This is a genomic window from Peptostreptococcus faecalis (assembly GCF_900240845.1).
GTDB classification, from domain to species: Bacteria; Bacillota; Clostridia; order Peptostreptococcales; family Peptostreptococcaceae; genus Peptostreptococcus; species Peptostreptococcus faecalis.
Window position 1 is genome coordinate 17379 of record NZ_OERU01000006.1, and the last position, 23087, is coordinate 40465.

At 28.3% G+C, this 23087-nt stretch carries 28 protein-coding genes, 1 tRNA gene and 1 other annotated feature (1 of these 30 only partly in view); of the genes, 22 read left to right on the forward strand and 7 right to left on the reverse strand.

The features are described 5' to 3' along the window. Window positions 1–205, forward strand: a binding site (T-box leader) (it extends 4 nt beyond the left edge of the window). A 101-nt stretch (window positions 206–306) separates the two neighbouring features. From serS to C0982_RS08145, 3 genes are all read left to right on the forward strand, one after another. Next, entirely contained in the window at window positions 307–1587 is a 1281-nt protein-coding gene (gene serS / locus C0982_RS08135) for a serine--tRNA ligase (protein WP_101773728.1), read from the forward strand. Between the two features lie 313 nt (window positions 1588–1900). Further along, entirely contained in the window at window positions 1901–2371 is a 471-nt protein-coding gene (locus C0982_RS08140) for a nucleoside deaminase (RefSeq protein ID WP_101773729.1), read from the forward strand. A 57-nt stretch (window positions 2372–2428) separates the two neighbouring features. Then, a tRNA-Ser gene (locus tag C0982_RS08145) sits at window positions 2429–2518 on the forward strand. Between the two features lie 152 nt (window positions 2519–2670). Here C0982_RS08145 and C0982_RS08150 read toward each other — a convergent pair. From C0982_RS08150 to C0982_RS08165, 4 genes are all read right to left on the reverse strand, one after another. Beyond that, entirely contained in the window at window positions 2671–3855 is a 1185-nt protein-coding gene (locus tag C0982_RS08150) for a tyrosine-type recombinase/integrase (RefSeq protein ID WP_101773730.1), read from the reverse strand. A gap of 23 nt (window positions 3856–3878) precedes the next feature. Beyond that, window positions 3879–4313: a type II toxin-antitoxin system death-on-curing family toxin gene (locus tag C0982_RS08155; RefSeq protein ID WP_101773731.1), complete on the reverse strand. Its 435-nt coding sequence runs from the start codon at window positions 4311–4313 to the stop codon at window positions 3879–3881. After that, complete coding sequence (locus tag C0982_RS08160) at window positions 4313–5311, reverse strand: DNA-binding protein (protein WP_101773732.1); 999 nt, start codon at window positions 5309–5311, stop codon at window positions 4313–4315. Before C0982_RS08160 ends, C0982_RS08155 begins: the two co-directional genes overlap by 1 nt. 320 nt (window positions 5312–5631) lie before the next feature. Beyond that, complete coding sequence (locus C0982_RS08165) at window positions 5632–6405, reverse strand: helix-turn-helix domain-containing protein (protein WP_101773733.1); 774 nt, start codon at window positions 6403–6405, stop codon at window positions 5632–5634. Window positions 6406–6579: 174 nt separating this feature from the next. On the opposite strand from C0982_RS08165, the gene C0982_RS08170 reads away from it, so the two are divergent. The 11 genes from C0982_RS08170 to C0982_RS08220 all read left to right on the forward strand — a co-directional run bounded on the left by C0982_RS08170 (window position 6580) and on the right by C0982_RS08220 (window position 13544). Further along, entirely contained in the window at window positions 6580–6786 is a 207-nt protein-coding gene (locus C0982_RS08170; protein WP_101773734.1) for a helix-turn-helix domain-containing protein, read from the forward strand. Between the two features lie 36 nt (window positions 6787–6822). Next, the gene (locus C0982_RS08175) at window positions 6823–7569 is read left to right on the forward strand and encodes a Rha family transcriptional regulator (RefSeq protein WP_101773735.1); all 747 of its coding nucleotides are present in this window, start codon (window positions 6823–6825) and stop codon (window positions 7567–7569) included. Between the two features lie 77 nt (window positions 7570–7646). Beyond that, window positions 7647–8075, forward strand: a complete 429-nt coding sequence (locus C0982_RS08180; RefSeq protein ID WP_101773736.1) for a hypothetical protein — start codon at window positions 7647–7649, stop codon at window positions 8073–8075. 43 nt (window positions 8076–8118) lie between these two features. Further along, the gene (locus C0982_RS08185) at window positions 8119–8433 is read left to right on the forward strand and encodes an excisionase (protein ID WP_101773737.1); all 315 of its coding nucleotides are present in this window, start codon (window positions 8119–8121) and stop codon (window positions 8431–8433) included. A gap of 12 nt (window positions 8434–8445) precedes the next feature. Beyond that, complete coding sequence (locus C0982_RS08190) at window positions 8446–9312, forward strand: hypothetical protein (RefSeq protein ID WP_145994512.1); 867 nt, start codon at window positions 8446–8448, stop codon at window positions 9310–9312. A gap of 135 nt (window positions 9313–9447) precedes the next feature. After that, entirely contained in the window at window positions 9448–10788 is a 1341-nt protein-coding gene (locus C0982_RS08195) for a DnaB-like helicase N-terminal domain-containing protein (protein WP_101773739.1), read from the forward strand. 175 nt (window positions 10789–10963) lie between these two features. Beyond that, window positions 10964–11275, forward strand: coding sequence for a hypothetical protein (locus tag C0982_RS08200; protein WP_101773740.1), 312 nt, complete (start codon window positions 10964–10966; stop codon window positions 11273–11275). 20 nt (window positions 11276–11295) lie between these two features. Then, a complete protein-coding gene (locus C0982_RS08205) occupies window positions 11296–11607 on the forward strand; it encodes a hypothetical protein (protein WP_101773741.1) in 312 nt (103 codons plus the stop codon). Between the two features lie 73 nt (window positions 11608–11680). Next, window positions 11681–12346, forward strand: coding sequence for a sigma-70 family RNA polymerase sigma factor (locus C0982_RS08210; protein WP_101773742.1), 666 nt, complete (start codon window positions 11681–11683; stop codon window positions 12344–12346). Window positions 12347–12369: 23 nt separating this feature from the next. Continuing rightward, window positions 12370–13020, forward strand: a complete 651-nt coding sequence (locus C0982_RS08215) for a hypothetical protein (RefSeq protein WP_145994513.1) — start codon at window positions 12370–12372, stop codon at window positions 13018–13020. A 137-nt stretch (window positions 13021–13157) separates the two neighbouring features. After that, a complete protein-coding gene (locus C0982_RS08220; RefSeq protein WP_101773744.1) occupies window positions 13158–13544 on the forward strand; it encodes a helix-turn-helix domain-containing protein in 387 nt (128 codons plus the stop codon). A gap of 72 nt (window positions 13545–13616) precedes the next feature. Here the strand turns inward: C0982_RS08220 and C0982_RS08225 are convergent, their stop codons facing one another. From C0982_RS08225 to C0982_RS08235, 3 genes are all read right to left on the reverse strand, one after another. Beyond that, window positions 13617–14378, reverse strand: coding sequence for an SDR family NAD(P)-dependent oxidoreductase (locus tag C0982_RS08225; protein WP_101773745.1), 762 nt, complete (start codon window positions 14376–14378; stop codon window positions 13617–13619). Between the two features lie 418 nt (window positions 14379–14796). Then, window positions 14797–15285 carry an AraC family transcriptional regulator gene (locus C0982_RS08230; RefSeq protein WP_101773746.1) on the reverse strand — a complete coding sequence of 163 codons (489 nt, stop codon included), beginning with the start codon at window positions 15283–15285 and terminating at the stop codon, window positions 14797–14799. 32 nt (window positions 15286–15317) lie between these two features. Beyond that, window positions 15318–15680 (reverse strand): helix-turn-helix domain-containing protein, encoded by a 363-nt coding sequence (locus C0982_RS08235; RefSeq protein ID WP_101773747.1) that lies wholly within the window; start codon window positions 15678–15680, stop codon window positions 15318–15320. A 421-nt stretch (window positions 15681–16101) separates the two neighbouring features. On the opposite strand from C0982_RS08235, the gene C0982_RS08240 reads away from it, so the two are divergent. The 8 genes from C0982_RS08240 to hisA all read left to right on the forward strand — a co-directional run bounded on the left by C0982_RS08240 (window position 16102) and on the right by hisA (window position 23054). Next, entirely contained in the window at window positions 16102–17079 is a 978-nt protein-coding gene (locus C0982_RS08240) for a hypothetical protein (RefSeq protein ID WP_101773748.1), read from the forward strand. Further along, a complete protein-coding gene (locus C0982_RS08245; RefSeq protein WP_101773749.1) occupies window positions 17048–17767 on the forward strand; it encodes a TraX family protein in 720 nt (239 codons plus the stop codon). The genes C0982_RS08240 and C0982_RS08245 overlap by 32 nt, the downstream gene beginning before the upstream one ends. Before the next feature lie 170 nt (window positions 17768–17937). After that, entirely contained in the window at window positions 17938–18522 is a 585-nt protein-coding gene (locus C0982_RS08250) for a hypothetical protein (protein WP_101773750.1), read from the forward strand. 212 nt (window positions 18523–18734) lie between these two features. Next, window positions 18735–19175, forward strand: coding sequence for a GNAT family N-acetyltransferase (locus C0982_RS08255; RefSeq protein WP_101773751.1), 441 nt, complete (start codon window positions 18735–18737; stop codon window positions 19173–19175). A 19-nt stretch (window positions 19176–19194) separates the two neighbouring features. Then, window positions 19195–19629 carry a GNAT family N-acetyltransferase gene (locus C0982_RS08260; RefSeq protein WP_101773752.1) on the forward strand — a complete coding sequence of 145 codons (435 nt, stop codon included), beginning with the start codon at window positions 19195–19197 and terminating at the stop codon, window positions 19627–19629. Between the two features lie 510 nt (window positions 19630–20139). Further along, a complete protein-coding gene (locus tag C0982_RS08265) occupies window positions 20140–20835 on the forward strand; it encodes a CPBP family intramembrane glutamic endopeptidase (protein WP_101773753.1) in 696 nt (231 codons plus the stop codon). 463 nt (window positions 20836–21298) lie between these two features. Continuing rightward, a complete protein-coding gene (locus C0982_RS08270) occupies window positions 21299–21997 on the forward strand; it encodes a pirin family protein (RefSeq protein WP_101773754.1) in 699 nt (232 codons plus the stop codon). Between the two features lie 325 nt (window positions 21998–22322). Next, complete coding sequence (hisA, locus tag C0982_RS08275) at window positions 22323–23054, forward strand: 1-(5-phosphoribosyl)-5-[(5-phosphoribosylamino)methylideneamino]imidazole-4-carboxamide isomerase (RefSeq protein ID WP_101773755.1); 732 nt, start codon at window positions 22323–22325, stop codon at window positions 23052–23054. The last annotated feature ends 33 nt before the right edge of the window (window positions 23055–23087 follow it).

Below are 23087 nucleotides of genomic sequence, written 5' to 3' on the forward strand. Positions count from 1 at the left end.
AGGCTATGATGGAACTTAGTAAGCAGTGTTTTGTTTTCTAGAGAGTGGGTGTACGCTGCAAATCCACATCAAAAATTGCTGAATCTACTCCTGAGCATCTAGTTTGAAATAGTACTAGACGTATACCTGCGATAAAGGTCTGAGGTGAATTGGCCTATGCCAATTAATTAGGGTGGTAACGCGGATAATGACTTTCGTCCCTTATAAGGGGATGAAGGTCTTTTTTTATACAATTTTTTATAACACTTTGTCTTAAAATACTATAAAATTAAAAAATATTAAATATACTAGGAGGATGTTGTTGATATGTTAGATATTAAAAGAATTAGAGAAAACTTAGATGAAATTAAAGTATTGATGGGAAGAAGAGGAGAAGGCGAATTTAATCCTAAAGATCTAGATGATGTAATTGAGTTAGATGATAAGAGAAGAGCAATATTAAAAGAAGTAGAAGTAATGAAGAATGAGTCTAATGTTGAGTCAAAGAAGATTCCAGTAATGATGAAAAATGGAGAAGATATCACAGAAATTAAAAATGAATTAAAAGTGCTATCTGATAAAATAAAAGAACTAGATACAGAGTTAAAGGAAGTTGAAACGAACTTAGAATATAAACTACTTAGAATACCAAATGTTCCTAATCCTGATGTACCACAGGGAGAAACTGATGAAGACAATGTAGAAATCAGAAGATGGGGTGAACCTACTAAATTTGACTTTGATTTCAAAGCCCACTGGGATGTTGGAACAGATCTTGATATACTTGACTTTGAAAGAGCAGGAAAGATTACTGGCTCAAGATTCACACTATACAAAGATAAAGGCTCAAGACTTGAAAGATCATTAGTATCTTTCTTCTTGGATTATCATACAGAAAATCATGGGTACACAGAAGTATTACCACCTTTTATGGCAAACAGAAACAGCTTTATAGGTACAGGTCAGCTTCCTAAATTTGCAGAAGATATGTTCAAACTAGAAGATGTAGAATACTTCTTAGTTCCAACTGCAGAAGTTCCTGTTACAAATATATATGCAAATGAAATTGTTGCTTTTGAAAAATTACCAATTAAACATTGTGCATATACACCATGCTTTAGATCAGAAGCTGGTTCAGCTGGTAGAGATACTAGAGGACTTGTTAGACAGCATCAATTTAACAAAGTTGAATTAGTTAAATTTGCAAAGCCAGAAGATTCTTATGAAGAATTAGAAAAATTAACTAATGATGCTGAAAAAATGTTACAGTTATTGGGATTACCTTACAGAGTTGTAAAAATTTGTACTGGAGATCTTGGATTTACAGCAGCTAAAAAGTATGACTTAGAGGTTTGGATGCCAAGTTACAACAGATATGTTGAAATATCTTCTTGTTCAAACTTTGAAGACTTCCAAGCTAGAAGAGCAAATATCAGATTTAAGAGAGATAGAAACTCAAAGACTGAATACGTACATACATTAAATGGTTCAGGACTTGCTGTAGGAAGAACTTTCGCAGCTATATTAGAAAACTATCAACAAGCTGATGGAAGTGTAGTAGTTCCTGAAGTTTTAAGAAATTACATGGGATGCGATGTAATAAAGTAAGTTGAATATTTAATAATTTATACTGAAAAATAAATAACAATATAAAAAATACGAAGAAGAATGTGATATAAAATTCTTTTTCGTATTTTTATGTGTAGAGATAAAAAATGTGTTAATATAAAAGCTATCAATAACGTCATTAAGAAGAATAGATAAAAAATATCATGAAATAGCAAAAAGATATCCACATTATCCACAATTAAGCTTGAAAGGTCTGTGGATATGTCTGAATTATTTAATATATAAGCGACAATTTTACACAAATCAAAGTATAACATAATTAATAAAATAACAAAAAGGAAGTATTATTTGTATGAATGTAGAAGATTTTAAAGTTGAATTTATGAAAGAAGCTATGATAGAGGCAAGAAAAGCATATTCTATAAAAGAAACTCCAATAGGTGCTGTGGTAGTACATGAAAATAAAATTATTGGAAGAGGTTATAATCAAATTGAAATCGCTTCTAACCCAACACTTCATGCAGAAGTAGTAGCAATAAAGCAAGCAGCTGAAAATCTAGGAAGATGGAGACTAAATGACTGTGAACTATATGTAACTATGGAGCCTTGTTTTATGTGTGCTGGAGCAATTGTAAACTCTAGAATAAAAAAAGTATATGTAGGAGCTAAGCACAGTAAAAACCATATGGTCAGCAAACATAATTCTTTTATACAAGAATTTTATAAAGATTATAAGGTAGAATATATCGATGGAATATTGGAATATGAAAATAGTTGTATTTTAACAAAATTCTTTTCTGAAAGAAGAAAAGAAAAAAAGTAACCATATAATGTTTACTAAGTAGAGCCATTTATGTTATTATTTATAAGTAGGCAATTTGGAGAGGTGTCCGAGTGGCTTAAGGGGCTCGCCTGGAAAGCGAGTGTGTGGGAAACTGCACCGAGGGTTCAAATCCCTCTCTCTCCGCCAGTTTTGAAATTAACATTGTGTACATATTGGAAATACTAGTCTTTAAGATTTTGTATTTCCTTTTTTTATGTCTAAATAACCCAACTATAACCCAACTGTACTATAACAGTAAAATATTATACAAAAAAAAGAGAAGTTTTAAATACTCCTCTCTAAAAATTAAATATGTTATTTAATGTATCTACAGCTTCTTGTTTTTGCTCTTCCATAACCTCTGTATATAGGTTTAATGTCATAGTAATATCAGCGTGTCCCATTAGTACTTGTACTGTCTTAGGTGGTACTCCGTTTTCAAATAATCTAGTAGCATATGTCTTTCTTAGTCCATGAAATTTAATAGGATCTATATTTATTTTCTTCAAAGTACTTTTTAAGTGTCTATTAGGCTTTTTATTGTCTATATTTTTGCCTAGTTTATCAGTAAAAACATAGTTATTCAAATAATAAGACTCACCATATTTAAGTTTATTTTCCATCTGTGCAAGCCTTAAAGCTTTGAGCTTAGGTATTAGCATATCAGGTATAGGAATTACTCTATATGCGTCATTTGTCTTAGGTGATTGGGTAACTAAAGTCCTTCTTCTATTGCCTTGTTCGTCATAAATGTATGTTGTTTGAAGATTCTCTTTTACTGTTATTTTCTTATTGTCTAATTCTACATGTTCCCATTTCAAACCTAGTATTTCACCTAATCTCATACCAGTACTAAGAGCAGTTAGAAATAATGTTTCTAGTTCACTATCTTTTATTTCTTCACAAAATAGTTTTTGTTCCTCTAGTGTTAATACTTGCTTTATTTTAGGTTTTTCATACTTCGGAAGGTCTACAAGTGTTGCAGGATTCCTTAATATTATTTCCTCTTTTACAGCTCCATTCAATCCAGTTTTAAATATCTGATTAATTCTTATAATTCTATGTGATGATGTGCCATTGTTTAGTAGTGATTTGTAGTATTTATTCAAGTGTGCTTGTGTTAGTTCTTTAAGCTTGATTTTACCTACTGGACTACCTTTTAAGTAGATTCTGTATATAGATTCATACCTTTGAAAAGATGAAGGTTTATACATATCTATTCTATCGAATAACCATTTATAAAAATAATCTTGAAATGTTATATTATCATAGTTCAAATCATATGAATTTAACATCAATTCACGCTTATAATTTTCTAGCTTTTCCTTTACTTCTTTTTGAGTTTTGCCATAAAACTGTTTTCTAATTGGTTTGCCATTTTCATTATAACCTATCATTATTCTTGCTCGCCAACTGATACATTTTCCGTTTTCATCAAACTTATATTTTGAAATATTTCCTTCACCATTCGCACGTTTAACCATGTTATCACCACCTTTCATAAAGGCTAAATATTAATTCTAGATATTTTTAATTTTACTTCGTATGATATCTCATCATTTTCTATTATTGATGTTATTATTTCTAATAACAAATCTTCACTGATTATGTTTTGAACTACCATAAGTACAATATTTTCCATTTCATCAATAAAAGTATCAGAGCAGTAACCGTAATCGTTTATATTTAAAAATAAAGCTCCTATTGCGATACTAGTTCTTTTGTTCCCATCCATAAAAACATGGAACTTTGCTATAGAAAAAACCAAACGTGAAACTTTAGATTCAAAAGAAGGATAATAAATGTCATTTTTTATATGGTCTAATAGGCTATCTAAAATTCCTAAGTCCATTATTCCATATCGACCTCCAATTTTTTTTATAAGCTTATCGTGTTCTTTTATACATATATCAGGTGTCAGGTAATTAATTTTTTCATTCATTATTTATCTTTTAACCTCAAAAATACGTCTTTATGGTCTTCAATTTGTTTTTCTAAAGATTTACTTTGCTCTCCAATAAAATTTTCAAACTCCTCTTGCGTTACCGGTGTAAGATATTCAGTAAGAGATGAATGAGACACATTTCTAAAGCAGTTATCTCTACTTGCCATTTTTGTCCTTGCATCATTTAAAAAAGGCTTTTGAGAAGGGTGGTTAGAAAAGTCTGATATTATTTGATTTACTTCGTCTTTATTTAGTAACCGTCCTTTTCTTTGAGATTCTTTTTCTATATCATATGCTAAGCCAGCTTCAAAGCTAGCTATTAACAATAAAACTTCACTGTACATTGTATCTCGAGCTTGTTCGTCAGGAGCTAGAGAAAGCATATTTTTATACTTACGTGCATTTTCCTTGAATATAGCTTTATAAACCTTGTCTGTAAAATATGGATATTTGTGGGTACCCATATCTACGAAATCATTTAAAGATTTTTTAAATTTTTCCCTTTCAACTGTTCCTATAAATCGATTATTTAGATAATCCTTATCTCTTTGGTTTATATACTTCACATATCCACCTGTTTTATCAACTAGTACATTTATTACGATATCAAGCATTCTAGATCTAACTTGCTTTGCTTTTTCACTATTAGAGAGTAACATTGCAAAATTCAAGAGCGTTCGAAAGGTTGAAATTCCTAAATTCCTTGTCTTGTGACCGACATTAATGTCGGTCGCAAATGATTTAAATTTTTCCAACTCATCACCTTTTAACAATTTGTAGTCATTTGATGATAACTCATCTTTATTAGTGTCTAGAATTCTTTCTATAGTTCTTATATCAACCTCAAAAAAATCGGCTAAATTTTGATTCGTGTAGTAATAAACACCATTCACTTCTATACCTTCTATATCAAACTCTTTCTCTGCTTCTTTAATAGCAACTGAATTGTTTAATATATTTTGTCTATCCACTTTTGATTTAATATCATTTTCCATTAAAACAACTCCTTTCTGAAATTTTGTTTATAAAAACAGTATAATTCTATAAAATAATAACTATCTTAAAATATAGCCTTAATTGGCGTTATAAGAAAAAATTTATAATGTTAATATAAATCTCATTGATACCTAATAAAATGCTTTACAGTTGATTCTAGAAGGTCATTTCTTGCAAAATTATAAAAATATAATATCATTCCCATAAATTCAATAATACTCGGAAATTACTCGGTTAATTCAATGCACGTAAGAGGCGAGTTCACTCTGTGACTTATAAATAAGTAATATTATGCTTTGATAATATTTACGTGTCTGTTTTATAATTTTTTTAATTGATCCAACGCTTCTGAAATTAAATTTTCTCTATCCTTATAACTATCAAAAATATTTTTAACCGTATCAGAAAGTTTGTTTATAAGAGGGTAGTGTAAATTATCTCCTAGAGACTCTATCTTATTATTATGAATATTTAAAATTTCTAAGTAAGTTATTTCAAATATTTCAGGCATATTGCCGTCTTCATTTGGCTTAGTCATAACGCTGACATTTATAATCATATAAAATAATCCTTCAATTTCACAGAAAAAGCTCTCACTATCACTAATGCTCCAAATAGCATCTTCTTTTTTAGCTATATTATAAATTTCAAACAATGCTTGCTTATAACTACTTTCGATATTGTTTATAATATATTCTTGAAAGTCTTCTATTTTTATGGATTCTTCTAAAGCTGTAGGCTTAAATTCAAATGTAAAATTAAAAGATCCAGGTTCGAAAGAGAATGTTTTATTAAATAATTTATTCCAAGAAATGGTATTATTAACTGTTTTTTCTATGAGAATATTAATAATTTCTCTTGTACTGTCTAGGTCTGCATTGTTACCATTTATAACAGTATCTTCTAATCCAATTATGTGCAAAGGTGAAACATTTAAAGCTCTTGATAATGAGAGTATGTTATTTTGTCTCATATTGGCAATATCTCCAGATTCCCAGCGTGATATAGTTGCTTCGCTAACACCTGTCAAGTTTGCCAATTCTTTCATTGTGTACCCCAATTCTTTTCTTCTTTTTGTGATTATACTTTTCATTTAGTATGGACCTCCTCGCAAAGTATCGCTAATAAGTATATTATATATTTAAAGTTGCTTTTTCGCAATAAAATTAATCAATAAAAAACAAAACTTACGAAAAAGTATTGACATATTATTTAAAGCTGGATATAATTGACTTACGCTAACGTAATAAAGAAAGGAGGGATAGGTATGATAGATAAATATCTTTTAAAAAGCTATATGAGTAAAAAGAGAAAAACATCTAAGGATATGGCGGAGAAATTGAATATTAATGTGTCTACATTTTACCTTAAAATGAATGGGCATAGAGATTTTACTAGAAATGAACTGAGCATTATTTTAAAAACATTAGAACTATCTACGGAAGAAGTGGGAAATATTTTTTTTGCAAACTAACTTACGTTAAAGTAATAAAGGGGGGAGGGAGAGTAAATGCAAGAATTAATGAAAAAAGAAAATATGACAAGCTTAGAGCTTACAGAACAGATTAATATTTTTAGAAAAGACATGGAAGGTAAAAAAGACTTACAGCATTATGATTTATTGAAGATAATAAGAGATGAATTTGAGGAAGAGATAAACGACGGAAAAATTTCCTGCGTCTCATATATAGGCGGAAATGGACAAGAAAGACCAATGTTTATATTAACGTTTGAACAGTCTAAGCAAGTATTAGTAAGAGAAAGTAAGTATGTGAGAAAGGCTGTAATAGCTTATATAAACAAGTTAGAAGATAGAATAAAGAATCCACCAATATTAACAACAGAAGAGATATTAGAGCTTAATTTCAGATACTCAAAAGAAATAAAAGAAAAAGTAGATAACATTGAAAATGTAGTTGATAATATGGCTGATATCATTTCACTTAATACAGATAACTGGAGAAAAGAAACCAATTCACTAATAACTAAAATAGCAATAAATGGATTTGGAGGTGTAGATGAAATTTCAACGGTAAGAAATGAAATATACAGAGAACTAGAAAATAGAGCTTCATGCAAACTAGATGTAAGGTTAAATCATAGACGTGAAAGAATGGCTGAAATTGGAATTTGCAAGTCTAACAGGGAAAAAATAGGTGTTTTAGACGTTATAGAAGAAAATAAAGCATTAAAAGAAATATATGTAGCAATAGTAAAAGAATACGCAGTTAAATACAAAGTAAAGAGATTAGCGTAAGTATAAATCAAATTAAGTGATGGACAAAAATGTCTGTAACTTGAAACATTATATAAAAAAACTAAGGAGAAAATAAAATGAAAAACTTAAAAACAATAATCGAAAATGGATACGCATTCGTATATGACAAAGAAACAGGATTTATAGATGTATATAATTATGCAGATAATACAATTCAAGAATGGGTTACAGAACTTTCCATAAGTTCAAAATCAGAACTAAAAAATACAATAAAAGAATATGCTAAAAAACAAAGTAATCTAATAAAATCATACGAAATATTATACAAAGATGGAGAACATGAAATAGTAACACCTGAAATGCTAGAGGCTATTAGAATCGGAACACTTACTTTTATTTATGATAAAGACATAAATACTTGCTTGGTTTTCTTTGGTGAAGATAATTTAGAGTATTTAAACGAATTTAAAACAGATATTTTCACAAGGGAAGATTGTATTGAATTCATGAAAGAAAATATAAATGTAAGAAAGATTGAACATTAATACGATATATATGCTTGATATCATATAAGGGAGGTGGAGTTAAGTGAAACTTGAAGAACTAAAAGCAACTAAGAATGTATTAGAGGAAGTTATAGAAAAGCAAGAGCAAGAAGAATTTGAAAGAAAAGGATATAAAGAAGTACCACAGCCTTCTAGACAAGAGTTAAACCTTAAGACAGTAAAGGAGATAGCTGAGAAATACTCTATCGGTCAAGGAAGGCTTAGAGAGTTAGCAAGGGCAGATAGAGAAGTAAGCTTGAATTTCCCAGTACTACGTATAGGAAAAAAGATATTAATACCTGAAGCACTGTTTGAGGAATGGTTAATCGAGGCTTGCAAAACAGGATTAAAGTTATAAGAAGGTGATATGGTGGCTAAAGGTTTTTATAAAGCTAATAACAGAACAAGACAATTAAAGTATACAAAAGGCGACCGAACTACAATGTATGTGTTAGAGGCTATTGAATCACTGGAGAAATATCAAAATATAGATAGTATAGAAAATAGAGGTTTGGTATCTGTTAGCATAAGAGAGCTTCAAAGAGTTATAAAAGGCAGAAATGATATAGATTTAGCCCCAACTACTATTTCAAAATACATAGGCGTATTACTAGAAGATGGAGATTTAAAAGTAGTTAAAGATGCAATAAATCAATATGGTAAAAGAGAGTATTTTTTGACTTCATTTTCAGATGAGTGTACAGCAAAATGGACAGCAAACGCCAGTAGTACCAATGGTGAAGATGATATTATGCGTACAGCAAAATGGACAGCGAAAAAGTGTACAGCAAAATGGACAGCAAAACAAACAGCAAACACAAGTTATAGCAAAGTGAACAGCGATTTAAGTAAACAGCAAAATGGACAGTATAATAAGAACAATAATAAGAATAATATATATAGTGCAAATAATGAAGAATCTATTAATAGTATTTGGAAGTTGTATCCTGAGAAGAAAGGCAAGATAAATGCTATTAAGAGTATAGGTAAACTACTAAAGGAATACACTGTAGAAGAAATAGAAAAAGCTATTGAAAGATATAAGCAATATGTATCTAGCAAGAGAAGTACAGGATTTGAATTAAGGTATCAACATGGTAGTAGTTTCTTCAATAAAGGCATATATGACTACTTAGGTGATGATATAGAAGATACAGAGGTAGTACAGGATAGTATAGGTAAGATTGAAACTGTAGAAGATACAATTAATAAAAATGAACAGATAATAAAATACTAGGATTTGATAGGGTTAGTTTAAATACTGGAAAGGTTTAGGAAAGGTATTACTTAAAAAATATTAAATTAAAAGTTAGGTTTTGCTAGGTTCTAGTTTAAACATTACTAAGATTTCCTAAGGTATGGAGGTGGATTAATGGAAATAATAGATGTAACAGATATATATAACACAGAAGCAGAACAGAGTGTAATAGGGGCAATCTTAATGGAGAGTAGCTCAATAGTTAAAACTATTAGAAGTGGACTAAAAGCAGAACATTTTTATGAAGAGTATTACAGAGAGATTTATAAGGTTATGTTAAAGCTTTATAACGAAAAGAAAGAAATAGACATATTAGCAGTAAAGACAGAACTAGAAAAAGGGGGCATAGAGGTCGATACAAGCTTTCTAACCGATATTGTAACAAATACTATTACAACAAAAAATTTAGACTACTACGCTGATATAATAAAGGATTTTAGCACTAAGAGAAATATAGAAGAAATAACTAGATCCCTTTTAGTAAACATGAAAAATAAAAGTTTAGATGAAATGAAAAGAGAGTTTGAACTTGCAGTAGCATATTGTAGTTGTAAAAGTGATATGAAAAATATAATTAAAAATTTAAAGATAGCTGAAAATCGAGAAAAGATATTAAAAATAAGTACAGGATTTAAAGAATTGGATAAGCGTTTAGATAGATTGCATGGAGGGACTCTCACAGTATTAGCAGGAGACTCCGGTTCCGGCAAGAGTACCCTTATAAGCCAGCTATTAGCAAATATTATGTTTAGTGGAACAAGTTGTTTTATATATAGTGGAGAGCTTACAAATAAGCATGTAGGCGAGTGGATGGGAAGAATGATAGCAAATGATAGTGATTTAAAAGAAGTACCTACAGGATATGGAAGCATTAATTACACTGTATCGAAAGAAGCTAAGTATAAAATTAATAATTGGCTAGAAGGAAAGTTGTACATACTTAGTGATGAGATTAAAAGCGATTTAGATACAATAATAAACTCTATTGAGTATTCTTATGAAAGATATGGAGTGAAGTTCTTTGCTATAGATAATTTAATGACTATAACAACTAATAAAAGCGATAAATTCGATAGACAAGAACAGATAGTATTTAGACTGAAAGAAGTAGCTAAGCGTTTAGGAGTGGCAATATTACTTGTAGCACACCATAAGAAGGGGAAACAGGGTACAGATGGAACACCATCAATGTATGACATATCAGGAGCTAGCGAGATAACCAATTACGCAGACCATATTATAACGATTAGAAGGGATTTATCAATAGAAAACAGATCAGTTATTAGCATAACTAAGAATAGAACTACAGGAGTGTTAGAAAAGACAATCCCAATTAAATTCGATTCTAAAAGAAAGAGATTTTTTGAATACTTTGATAATGAATTAGACTTTGATTATGGATATGACAAAGATATATGCAAAGAAAATCAAATAAAGATAAAAGCAGATAAATAAGTTAAAGGTGGAAGTGATGAAATATAAAATTACGCATAAAAAAAGCGAGGTTACGGCAATAACCTCACTAATGGCGATATATTAATATATCATTTCCACCACAAAATGCAACTTAATATTATCTCAAAATAAGAAAAAAATCAAGCTAAATATAAAAAATAGGAGATAAAAAAATATGAATATTATGAGTGATGAAAGAATAACAGAATCAAAAAATGGAATATCTAATGCATATGAAATGCTGGATTTTATGATAAAAAACCATACTTTATTAGATAACAATGACATGAAAAGAGAAGTGTTCTTTCATACTATATGTGAAATGTTAGAGAAGGCTACAGAAGGTATTAGAAATTGCTTACATGACCCAAATGGAACAGATATAGACGTAGAAGTTATAAATGACTTAGCAAGGCGAACAGGGGCAGAATTTAGCGAGGTATATAGTGTTATTAGTAATTTGGGCGTAAATAAAACGATAAATTAATAAATATTAGGAGATAAAATATGAATACTGTTAGAGAAGAAGAGAATATAGATCCAGTTAATAAAGGTTCACATAAATATAAAATACTAGATTTTACTACATTGGACAAGATAATGTACTTTGATGAAATAGATGATGTAAGTGCTAAAACAGGGAGCATAGATAGTATGAATGAAATTAAAGAACTATATATTCATGCATTTAATAAAAGGGTTAATGCAGGTCAGACTTGCGAAGAATGGATTTCTACAAGTAGTTTATGGAGTGTATATATGATGGGATATATTGAAGGGAAAAGAGAAGAACGTAAAAAGAGAAAAGGCAGAGAGTAAACTCTCCACCAATTAAAAAAATAGCGAAACAAATCATTTGTATAAGTCTATTATACCACATAGGAGGCTTTATATGAATGATTCAGACATATTAAAATACGAAAGAATGATATACAAAATAATAGGTAGATATAAGTCTAGGCACTTAGATAGAGATGATTTATATCAAGAGGGGGTGATAGGAGTAATCTATGCTTATAATAATTTTGATGAAACAAAGGGAATGAAATTTGATAACTGGGTTTATAGTTATATAAATTGGCATGTACTTAGAATGCTAAGAAATGCTAGGGTTAAAAATGAATCTAAAACAATATCAATTAGTACAAGTATTGGAGATACCGAAGATTTAACATATGAAGATACTATAGCTGATGAAAGCGTAAATATAGAGAATACAGTTGGTGAGAGATTAATTGAACAATTCTATTTGAGAGAGTTTGAAAGACTTCTTGATGGATATGAGAGGGATTTAATCCACTATATGTATTCCAATAAGGTATTTAATATGGTAATTCTAGCAGAAATATTTAATATGGATCATGAAAAAGTAAGAAGACATTTAAGAAATGCTTATAGAACGCTTAGAATGAAAAGTAAGTATATAAGAGAGCGATACGCAGAAATTAAAAAGGTGTATAGACCTTCTGATATGTATAAATGTAGTGCTGATAAGGTGGCATTAGACAAGGTATATGATGATTTAATGCTAGATTGGGCGAAGATACAAAACAAATAAATATAATGAAAAGAGGTAGTAATATGACATATAAGGAATTTTTAGAAAAGAAGATAGTAGCAGTAGATGGAACTTTAAAGAAGTTTGAGGATAAAACAAAAGTAAATATGAGTAATATTGCAAATATAGAAGCAGATTATAAAATGTCTGAGGACTATAAAAGTGAGATAAAAGAAAAAGAACTACTTGCAATAGATAAAATAGCTATTGATTGTCAAAATGATTTAGTTAAGATAAAAGATGAAATAAAAACAGAAATATTCAAAGTTCAGGGATTTGAGTTTGAAGAATATAGCCTATCAGAATTAAACGAAACTTTAAACTTAATAAAAACATGCAAGGAAATAATGACTTCTGAAATGCTTAGAAGGTTTATAAAGAAATATGTTGATGGATTTGATATTGATAATTTAAAGGTTATATATAAGTTTGTAGAGAGCCAACATTCAACTGATGAAAACTTTAAAGAGTTATTTGATGAATTTTCTATATTACCAATTTATGAAACGATTAATAAGGATTTAGATGATTTGGAAAGGTTTATAAATGCTAATGGTCATGGTATATTCAGAAGATGTTTATACAAGCAAGATTATGCGAGTGTAGTTTTCCATATTGAACAAACAAAAACTCTTATAGAATGCCTAAAAGATTTGAAGATAGTTAAACAATAAAAGAAATAAATGTATTGGAATGTAGGGTCTCTAAGAGGCTCTATGTTGCTATATATGAGTAATAAAGGCTAACAAATGCTAACTATTACAGCATATATAAAAGTCAATAAAAGTCAATTTTAAGGGGGTGTATATAAATGAGTGAAAAGATGAAAAAGTGTATATTTCTAATGGTTAGAACAGGATTGACACAGAAAGATATAGCAAAGGAGCTTGACATAGCAGAAGAGACTATTTCACGTTGGAAAAGTAAAGATGAATTTAAGGAATTAAAGCTAGAAGAAGAATGGAAATATCTAGGAGAACTAACATCTCCATCTATTAGAACTATGGAACAGTTATTAGAGGCTGATAGCGAGCATGTGAGGTATAGCGTGGCAAGTAATATATTGGATAGAACAGGATATAAACCTACTGAAAAGCGAGATATAAGCGTTGAGGCAGATGTAAAACATAATGATCCATTTAAGGAAATGACAAGAGAAGAACTATTAAAGCTTGCTGGTATGGAAGATATGATTTAAGAAGATGATAGTATATAAAATAAAAGTTAAAAAGGACTTAGTTAAAAAAAACTAAGTCCAAAAAGTATAGTGTTATGGGCGTAATCCAGAACCACCTTGTATTGTTATTGTTTCTCCTGTAATATAATGTCCTTCTTCGCTACATAAAAAAGTACACATAGGACCAATATCAGTCATTGGGTCGGCAAATCTTTGCATAGGAACGCTTTGTATAGTACGATTATATAAATCTGGGTACTCTTCTTTCCACTGAGCAAGACTTTCAGTCATAGCTAATGGACAGATTACATTTACATTAATATTATCTGGACCAAATTCAGTTGCTGCACTTCTACTCATACCTCGTATACCTTCTTTTGCTGCAGCATAACTAGACTGTCCTTCTTTTCCAAATAAACCAGCACCAGATGCGAAGTTAATAACAGAACCCTTAGATTCTTTTAAATAAGCATAAGCCTCTCTCATATAATAAAAAGTTGCGTATAATCCAGAGAGAATAGCTTTATCAAAATCTTCATTGGTGTGATCTTTTAATAAAATTCCAGATGCAGAAATTTGTGCATTATTTACAACTGCATTTATTTTACCAAATTTTTCAATGGCTTTTTTTATAACGTTTTTAACGTCACTTTCTACGGCACCATCTGCAGTTACTACAAGTACTTTTATACCAAACTGTGCTTCTAATTCCTTTTGTGCATTCTCTAGCCTTGATAATGTCCTTCCTGTGATTACCAAGTTTGAGCCTTCCTTAGCAAAAGCTTTAGCAAGTCCAAAGCCAATTCCCTTTCCACCACCAGTTATAATTGTTACATTACCATCTAATCTTCCCATAATTGCCTCCTAATTTTCAATGATATTATTATAAGTATACCACTATAATCAAGATAGGATAAGATGTTTTTTAAAAATTCACTCAATTTCTAAAATGAAAAATTATTAGAAAGAATAAGATATAAGTCAATTGGAAAAGTAGAAATAAGCGAATATATAATATTATGGGATACAGAGAAGATGAATAATTGAATATAGATTATGTAGAGGTACTTTTATAGTATCTCTACTTTTATGTGTGAAAGTATAGTAGTTCACATTTAGATAAGTTCATAAAAGGTAGGAAAATATATGATAAAAGATAAAAGTTGTTGTAATTGATTTAAGCTACAGTATATTCATGCACATTATTTTTGATTACAATAACTATGGAAATGTACATGAATACGCTGTTGTAGATTAAGTATAATTAAATAATTTATTCTATTGGAATGTATATATCTGTAAGGCTTTTACCTTTGAAGTTTTTAGGGGGTTCAGTTACGTATAACTCAAATGGAATAGAATCTCTAGGAGTTTGATCACCTTTAAACAGCCATTCTTCGTACATATATTTCCAAGCTTCCTCATACTCTTTTAAAGAAATATCAAAGTGACCAATAGCGAATTTACCAGACAAAGACGATACACATATTTGCCCTTCTTCTAGTATCTCTACATCTTTTGGTATAGTCATTGCAATACTAGTTCTCAAATTATTATCACCTGTTATAAAGGGATTATCATTATAAATAGTCATTACTTTTGTTACCTCTGGAATTATTAAATCGTTTTTTTCTGCAAATGCGAAGAGCTCTTTAAATAACTTATTGCTGCTTTTTCTAAACTCTAGATATGTTCCTCTAAATCTAATATAAATAATTCTCATTTCTACATTATTTTCTATTGAGATGCTTGGTTTGTTCATTTTAGTGCCTCCTTATTTTTTTATTAACACTATTATAACTTTTTTAGAGTTTTATTAATTGTCATATCTTGCTTTTTTCTAAACTTAGATGGACTAATACCAAAATGTTTTTTAAAAGCTCTACAATATGAACTAGAATCACTATATCCATATCTATAAGAAATATCTGTAATTGAAATCTTTTGATTGACTACTAAAAATATACTTGATCGTTCCATTTTTATTCGGTTAATAAATTGATTTAAAGTTTCCTTCGAATAGCTTTTAAATATTCTATGAAAATGAAATTCTGTATAGTTTACATTCTTAGAGAGTTCTTTTAAGGTTATTTTTTTATCTAAATTGTTTTCTATATAATCTTCCGTTTTATTTATTATTCTGATATAATCTTTCACTTTTTCACCTCATAACTATATGAACTTATGATTACAATATACTACAATATATAGTCAATTTAAATACAATTATGTTTTTCTTATGTTATAATTTAATCATACGATTGCATAACTTTTCATAACTATCAATAATATTACATAAATTAATATATAAGGCATTTTTGAACAATATAATTAATTATTAAAACAATGTTGTGAAAATATGATAAAATACATTAGATTATAAAAAATAGTGAAAGTTAATATAATAAAGTTTGGAAGTTATGAAAAACAAAGGTGGTATTTGCAATGTGTTGAGACAACTATTCCGAAAAACGTCATTTAGGGAATAGTTATGGTATGTATCAAAATATTTTAATATCTGTTCAATAAATATGTAATCATTAATATAACTATGAAAAAAAAGAGGTGAATTTAGGATATGAGTTTAAAGAAAAATAAAATAAATGAATGTAGCTATAAAGTGATATTTGCATTACTTATAATATTATATATGAAATATTTTTTAGAAGTTCCATTTTTTAGCAAACCATTAGTGTATGTTTTTGATGTTCTAAAAACATCAAGTAATAAGCAGATATTGTTAGGAAATGAAACTTTCTTTGTTAATTGGCAATATTTTTTTTATAGGACGATTTATAGTATATTGATATATATACCCTTTGGAATAATTATAAAAAAAACGTTTGGGAAAAAAATTAAGAACTTTAATTTAATTATAATACCAATAATATTAAATTTAATTTCATTTGTATTGAAATTTGATGATTTAAATACAGTGATTTTAGTTGCAAATACAATCGGTTTTTTTATTGGATTGAAAGCTTATGAAAAAATTATATTTAAATTTAGTGAGAAACAAACAATAATATTTTTCTTTATATGCGTAATATTATGTGCTTTTTCTGGCATGAGCGATGATGGAGGTGATTTTATAGGGACTGCAAGTGGTAAATATAATTTCGCAATGAATGATGCCCAATGGTCAGAGATGACAGAGTTAGAACGTAAGGATAACAGTGATTCTTTACCTTATGACTCGTATAATAAGTTTATAAATAATTATAAAAAAGGGGCTTATATTGAAGGTTCATTTGGGGGATATAGTAGTAATGGAGATATAATTACTGTGAGGATAGATGGTAAAAACAACATATTCAAATTAAGTCGAGACGCAGAATATATATCTAAAGTTAGGTATAACAATGGATTTGAATTATATGTGTCTAATATCAAAAAAGAGAATGTATATAATTATGATGATAGTGACATGAGTAGATTTATACATTTTTCGAACTCTATGTACCAAACTGTCAATTTAAAAGCAAAAGTTATAATTTGCCTAAATAAAAAAAAGGAAGTGAAGTATGTTTATACAGATGAAAGCTTGTTTGATTAATAAGTGTAGTGGGATTATGCAAAACTTGAAAATTAACATGAACTTTTTAAAAATTGTGGCAATAACGGGGATGTTTTTGCAACATTTTGCAGTGATAATATTAGATCCATCAAAAGTTTTAACTAATATTTTGATAAATATTGGTGTAGTGACATTTCCAATAATAATATTTATTTTAGTAGAAGGCTTCATCTATACGAGAAATATATATAAATACTTATTTAGAATCCTAATCTGTGGATTAGTATCAGAGATTCCGTTTCGCATGATTTTTCCAATGGATGAAATATTTTTTGGAAATATAATGATTACACTATTTGTATCATTGTTGTGCCTATATTTACTGAAAAAAATAAATAATCCAATACTTATGGTATTGACGATTATATTAATGAGTATTATATCTTTAGCACTAAGAGTAGATTACTTTTTCTATGGGATACTTTTATCTATAAATTTTTACTATTTTCGAAATGAAAAATCAGTAAAGTATATTTTAGGATTATTGATAATTATAGTTCTTACTAAATACAATTTTATTATGTCAATAATATCAATTATATTAATAAGTCTATATGATGAAAAGAAAGAATATATAAAACCAACAAAAACAAAACAGATGTTTTTTTATTTTTTCTACCCTGTTCACTTTATTATAATAGCAATTATAAAACAACTACTACAATAGATGTTTAATTGATCTAAAAATACTATCAATTGGAATGTAAAAAAATAGCAGAATCATAACAGAGCTGTACTGAAATATATTATAAAAACAAGAGTAATAGCGTAATTAGAGGTTAATAAACCTTGAAATATAAATAAATATTTTATATTAAATGTTAAAGGAGGTAGTTTATGCATAAAAACATTAAAAAGATAAGCGTTTTATTTTGTGCTTTTATTTTTACGGTTTCATTAGTAGGGTGTGCAAAGGAAAGCAAGGATAAAAGTGCTGATAAGATTGTGAGCAGTAGCGAATTATGGAAGAAGAATCCTGTTGAAGTAGTATCTAGATACGTGAATAGTCTTAATACAGAAGATTGTTATAAGTATGTTTATGCTGATATGAATGAAAAAAACAAAATATATTCTATCGGAGAAGATTATTTAGGCGATGATGGATATTATTACTTAGGTAGATTTATAAATGAGGAAACTATAAAAAAAGAAATTGAGCATAGAAATAAAATTATAAAAAGTTATAAATTTATTGGAGCAAAACCATCTCTACAACAAGAATTAATTAAAAATCCTATAAAAATTAAAGGTAAAAATGGAGAAGTTAAAGAGTATAAGAATCCTATAGTTATTGAAGTTTGGTTTGAAGTTAGACATCAAGGTGGCGAAGGGCTTATATTTGAAGAAGGAGAAAATATGATGGAATATACCTTAATACAAGATATGAATGGTGATTTTAAAATACTATCAATTGGTAGATAAAAAAAATAAATACTTTCAAGGGAAGTAATGCATACAAAATGACAGAACTATAACAGAACTGTACTACAATATATTATAAAAGTATAATTATTAAAGGATTTAGAGGTTAACAAACGTTGAAGTATAAATACACATTAAGATAGAACTCATGTATTTTATAGAATTTTTTAATTACGAATATATGTTCAATAAGATAATTTAAAGGAGTAAAAATGATTAGAAATTTAAAAAAAAATGATATTGATAAAATAATGGGAATATGGTTAACAGAAAATATAAAAGCACATTCTTTTATTTTGAGGAGCTACTGGGAAGATAATTATAATTTTGTTAAAGAAGTACTGCCTCAGGCAGATGTATTTGTTTATGAAAATATTGAAGGAGAAATAGTAGGCTTTTTAGGACTAGATAATAATTATATAGCAGGTATTTTCGTTTCGGGAAGTGAAAAGTCAAAAGGTATTGGTAAGAATATTATTGATTATGCAAAGTCTATAAAGGATGAATTATGTTTAAAGGTATACACAAAGAATACAAGGGCAGTAGGTTTTTATAAAAGAGAAGGTTTTAAAATTGAATCCAATAGTATAGACGATACTACGGGAGAAGAAGAGCTATATATGGTTTGGAAAAGTGGAAAAAGCAACTTATAAAAAAGGTAGGTGATTTGTTATGTTAAATCAGAAAGCATTTAAACCAAGTGATACTGAATATTTAGTTGATTTATGGGAGCGGTCTGTTAGAAAAACACATTTATTTTTATCAGAAAGAGATATTTTATCCATAAAAAACGATATACCAAACCATTTAAATAATTTAGATGTGATAATATGGGAAACTTTAGATGGTACAATTGTAGGTTTTAGTGGGATATATAAAACTCATCTTGAAGCGTTATTTATAGATCCAGTACATTTCAGAAAAGGATATGGAAAGTATATAATAAGAACTTTAATAAATGAATTTGGAATTAAAACAGTAGATGTAAATAAAGATAATAAAGGTGCATTTGAGTTCTATAAGTCATTAGGATTTATGGTTGAGTCAGAATCTGCAATTGATAATGAAGGAAGAAACTTTCCTTTATTGCATCTTATTTTAGAATAGATAAATTTAAAAATAACCCAACTGTAACCCAACTGTACTAAAATATATTATAAAAGTATAATTAATAGCGTACTTTGAACATACAAAACGTTGAAATATCAACATATATAATTTTATAGAATTTATTAAAATACTATTCTTAAAATCCCTCTCTCTCCGCCAGTTTTGAAATTAATATCGTGTATATATTGGAAATACTGATCTTTAAGATTTTGTATTTCCTTTTTTTATGTCTAAATAACAGAACTATAACACAATTATATTGTAACAGTGAAATATTATAAGGAAATGAGGAAATTGATGTAGCAGAAGAAACGATTTTGCGTTGGAAGAATAAATATGAACTTAAATTGTGGAGAAGATGAATAATTGAATATACCTTTAGATAAATATTATAAAAGGTTGGAAAATATGGGCTAATAAAGCATATACGAAAAATATACCTTGATAGACATTTATAAAATAATATAATAAATATATAAATATTTTTTATTGAGGAGTGAATTTAAATTGGAGCAGAAATTAGACAGGGTGGGAAAAGTATTATCAGAAGTTCCAGTAATATTATTAATGATAGCGGTTTATTGTATACCTTCAACAGTGTTAGATTTTGTGTCTGAATTTATTAGAAAAACAGATACTCCGGATAAACTTGTACCAATTACAGGGATTAATACTATAATACCAATAATAGCAATTCTACTGACTGTTTCTATGTATCTATTAATAGCCAAAGAAATAAATATATTTAAATTTGACAAATCCTTCATTAACATGAAAAATATATTAATAATATTAGTAGGGACTATATTAGCTCGTTTAATTGTTTATTCAGGAATATTGGCTTTAATGGTACAGGGAATAGAATCAACTCAAAATGATGTTATATTATCAGAAGTATTAAAAGGATATAGTTGGTATTTAATAGCGTCTATAGGTGTTTTACTAGCTCCTATTACAGAGGAAATAATTTATAGAGGATATATAATGGGACACTTGTTTAAAAATAGTAAACCAATCATAGGTATATTAATTAATTCATTTTTATTCGGATTAATGCATAACGTTAATAACCTGACATCACTATTATTATATTCCTCAATTGGGATACTCCTTTCTGTTTCTTATCAAAAAACAAAAAGGCTTGAAATTCCAATTGCTATTCATATGTTAAACAATTATATTGCTTTTTTTACAGTATTATAAAAGTTATTAGAACTTTAGACAGGAGGCTCATATGAAAAATGGAATAAAGTTATATATAATATTTTTAATTTTATACGTAATAGTGACTCTATGTTTTTTCACGTATATGAAGATTTATGAAGACATTTTAATATCACATTATGAATTTTTAATTTCATATATGATATGATACTATTATTGATTTTTATGTAATTTTAATTTTAAATGAATATTTGTTATCTAAATATAAATATTTAATTCAAAAAAAGACTAATTAATATCAATTGGTCTTTTTTTGAATTTATATAACTCCTCAATTTATAAAAGCTTTGAATTTATAAAAGTGATTGTTTATAATAAAATAAGATGGGCAAAAAGTTATTATCAATTGAATTTCAATTCAATTTAATTAACAGTTGTAATTTATTTATCAAAAAGGTATGTAAATTCATAAGTAATATTTAATTTTGAGGAGGTACTGTTCATGAAAGTAATTAGTTCTAAAAAAATGGGTAAAAGTAATTTAGGTTGGCTTAATAGTATTTTTCATTTTTCTTTTGCAGAATACTACAATCCAGAAAATATCAATTTTGGAAAATTAAGAGTAATCAACGATGATTTGGTTGATAGCGGAACAGGTTTTGGTACGCATTCTCATCAAAATATGGAAATAATATCTTATGTAGTAGATGGAGAACTTACTCATGCTGACTCTATGGGGAATAAGAGAGCATTAAAAAGAGGGCATGCTCAGTACATGAGTGCAGGAACAGGAGTTAGACATAGTGAGTACAACCTTGGAGAAAACACATTAAGATTTCTTCAGATTTGGATATTACCTGATAAAGATGGACATACTCCTAATTATGGAGATTATATGTTTGAATGGAATGAGAGGGTAGATAACTGGTTGCATATGGTTTCTCCTAAAGATGGTGGCGCTCCAATTAGAATAAATCAAGATGCAAATATATATGTGACTGAAATTGAAGCGGGAAAAGAAGTTGAATTTTCTGTAGGTGAAGGAAGACAAGTTTACCTTGTTCAAGTTGAAGGAAACTCTGAGATAAATGGACAAGAAGTGTCTGCAAAAGATGGAGTAGAGTCTATTGAAGAAGATCTAAAGATCAAGGCTAAGGATAAGTCACATTTACTAGTAATTGAAATGAGAAAAGAAGATTAGTTATATTTTGATAGAAAATATAGCTTAATATATGAGTATAATTAAATAAGATGATAAAAGAGAACTAATATAAATCAGTATTTATAAGAAATTAGTTCTCTTTTTTTGTAATTAAATATAAAATATTTGAATTTTCAGGTTAGTATGATAAAATAGAAATAATAATTAATCATTGGAGTTTTATTCAAGGTTTTTTATAATAATAAACCTTATAAGCCTACCAATGATTGTTTTTTATTTTTATACTAAATTAATTTGACAAACTAATAGTATAATAAAAAACAATTTAATATATAAAATATGGAGGGGTGGGGGAAAGTATAATATGAATATTTATCCAGCAATAGATATAATTAATGGGCAAGCAGTTCGTCTCACGGAAGGTGATTATAATAAGAAAAAAGTTTATGATGAAGACCCATTAAACGTAGCTAATAGCTTCTATAAAAAGGGTGCAAATCATTTACATGTAGTTGATTTAGATGGAGCTAAAGGCGGAGGAATGTCTAATTTAGAGACTATTTCAAAGATAATAAAAAACACATCGATGTTTGTTGAAGTCGGTGGTGGTATTAGAGATGAATCTCGTATAAAGGATTTGATTTCAATTGGAGTTGGAAGAGTAATTCTTGGAACAGTTGCAGTTAAAAATTTTGAATTTTTAAAAGAAATGGTAGAAAAATATGGAGAAAAAATATCTGTAGGAGTAGACACAAGAGATGGATATGTAGCAGTTGAAGGTTGGTTAGAAACTACAAAGGTATCAGGATATGAATTTTGCAAAAAACTGAAAAGCATAGGTGTAAAATCAATTATATATACTGATATCGCTACAGATGGTGCTATGAAGGGGACTAACTTAGACGCATTTAAAGAATTATACAAGATTTTAAATGATGACGAGGAAAGCAAAGTAGAGATTACTGCATCAGGGGGAGTTGTTTCTATAGAAGAGGTAAAAGAGTTAAAAAAAATAGGGATAGACAGCGTTATAATAGGCAAAGCTTTATATGAAGGTAGTATAGGCATTGAGGAATTGATGAAAATAGGAAAATAATTTCTAATTTATTTTAAGATGGGAGATTGAGTT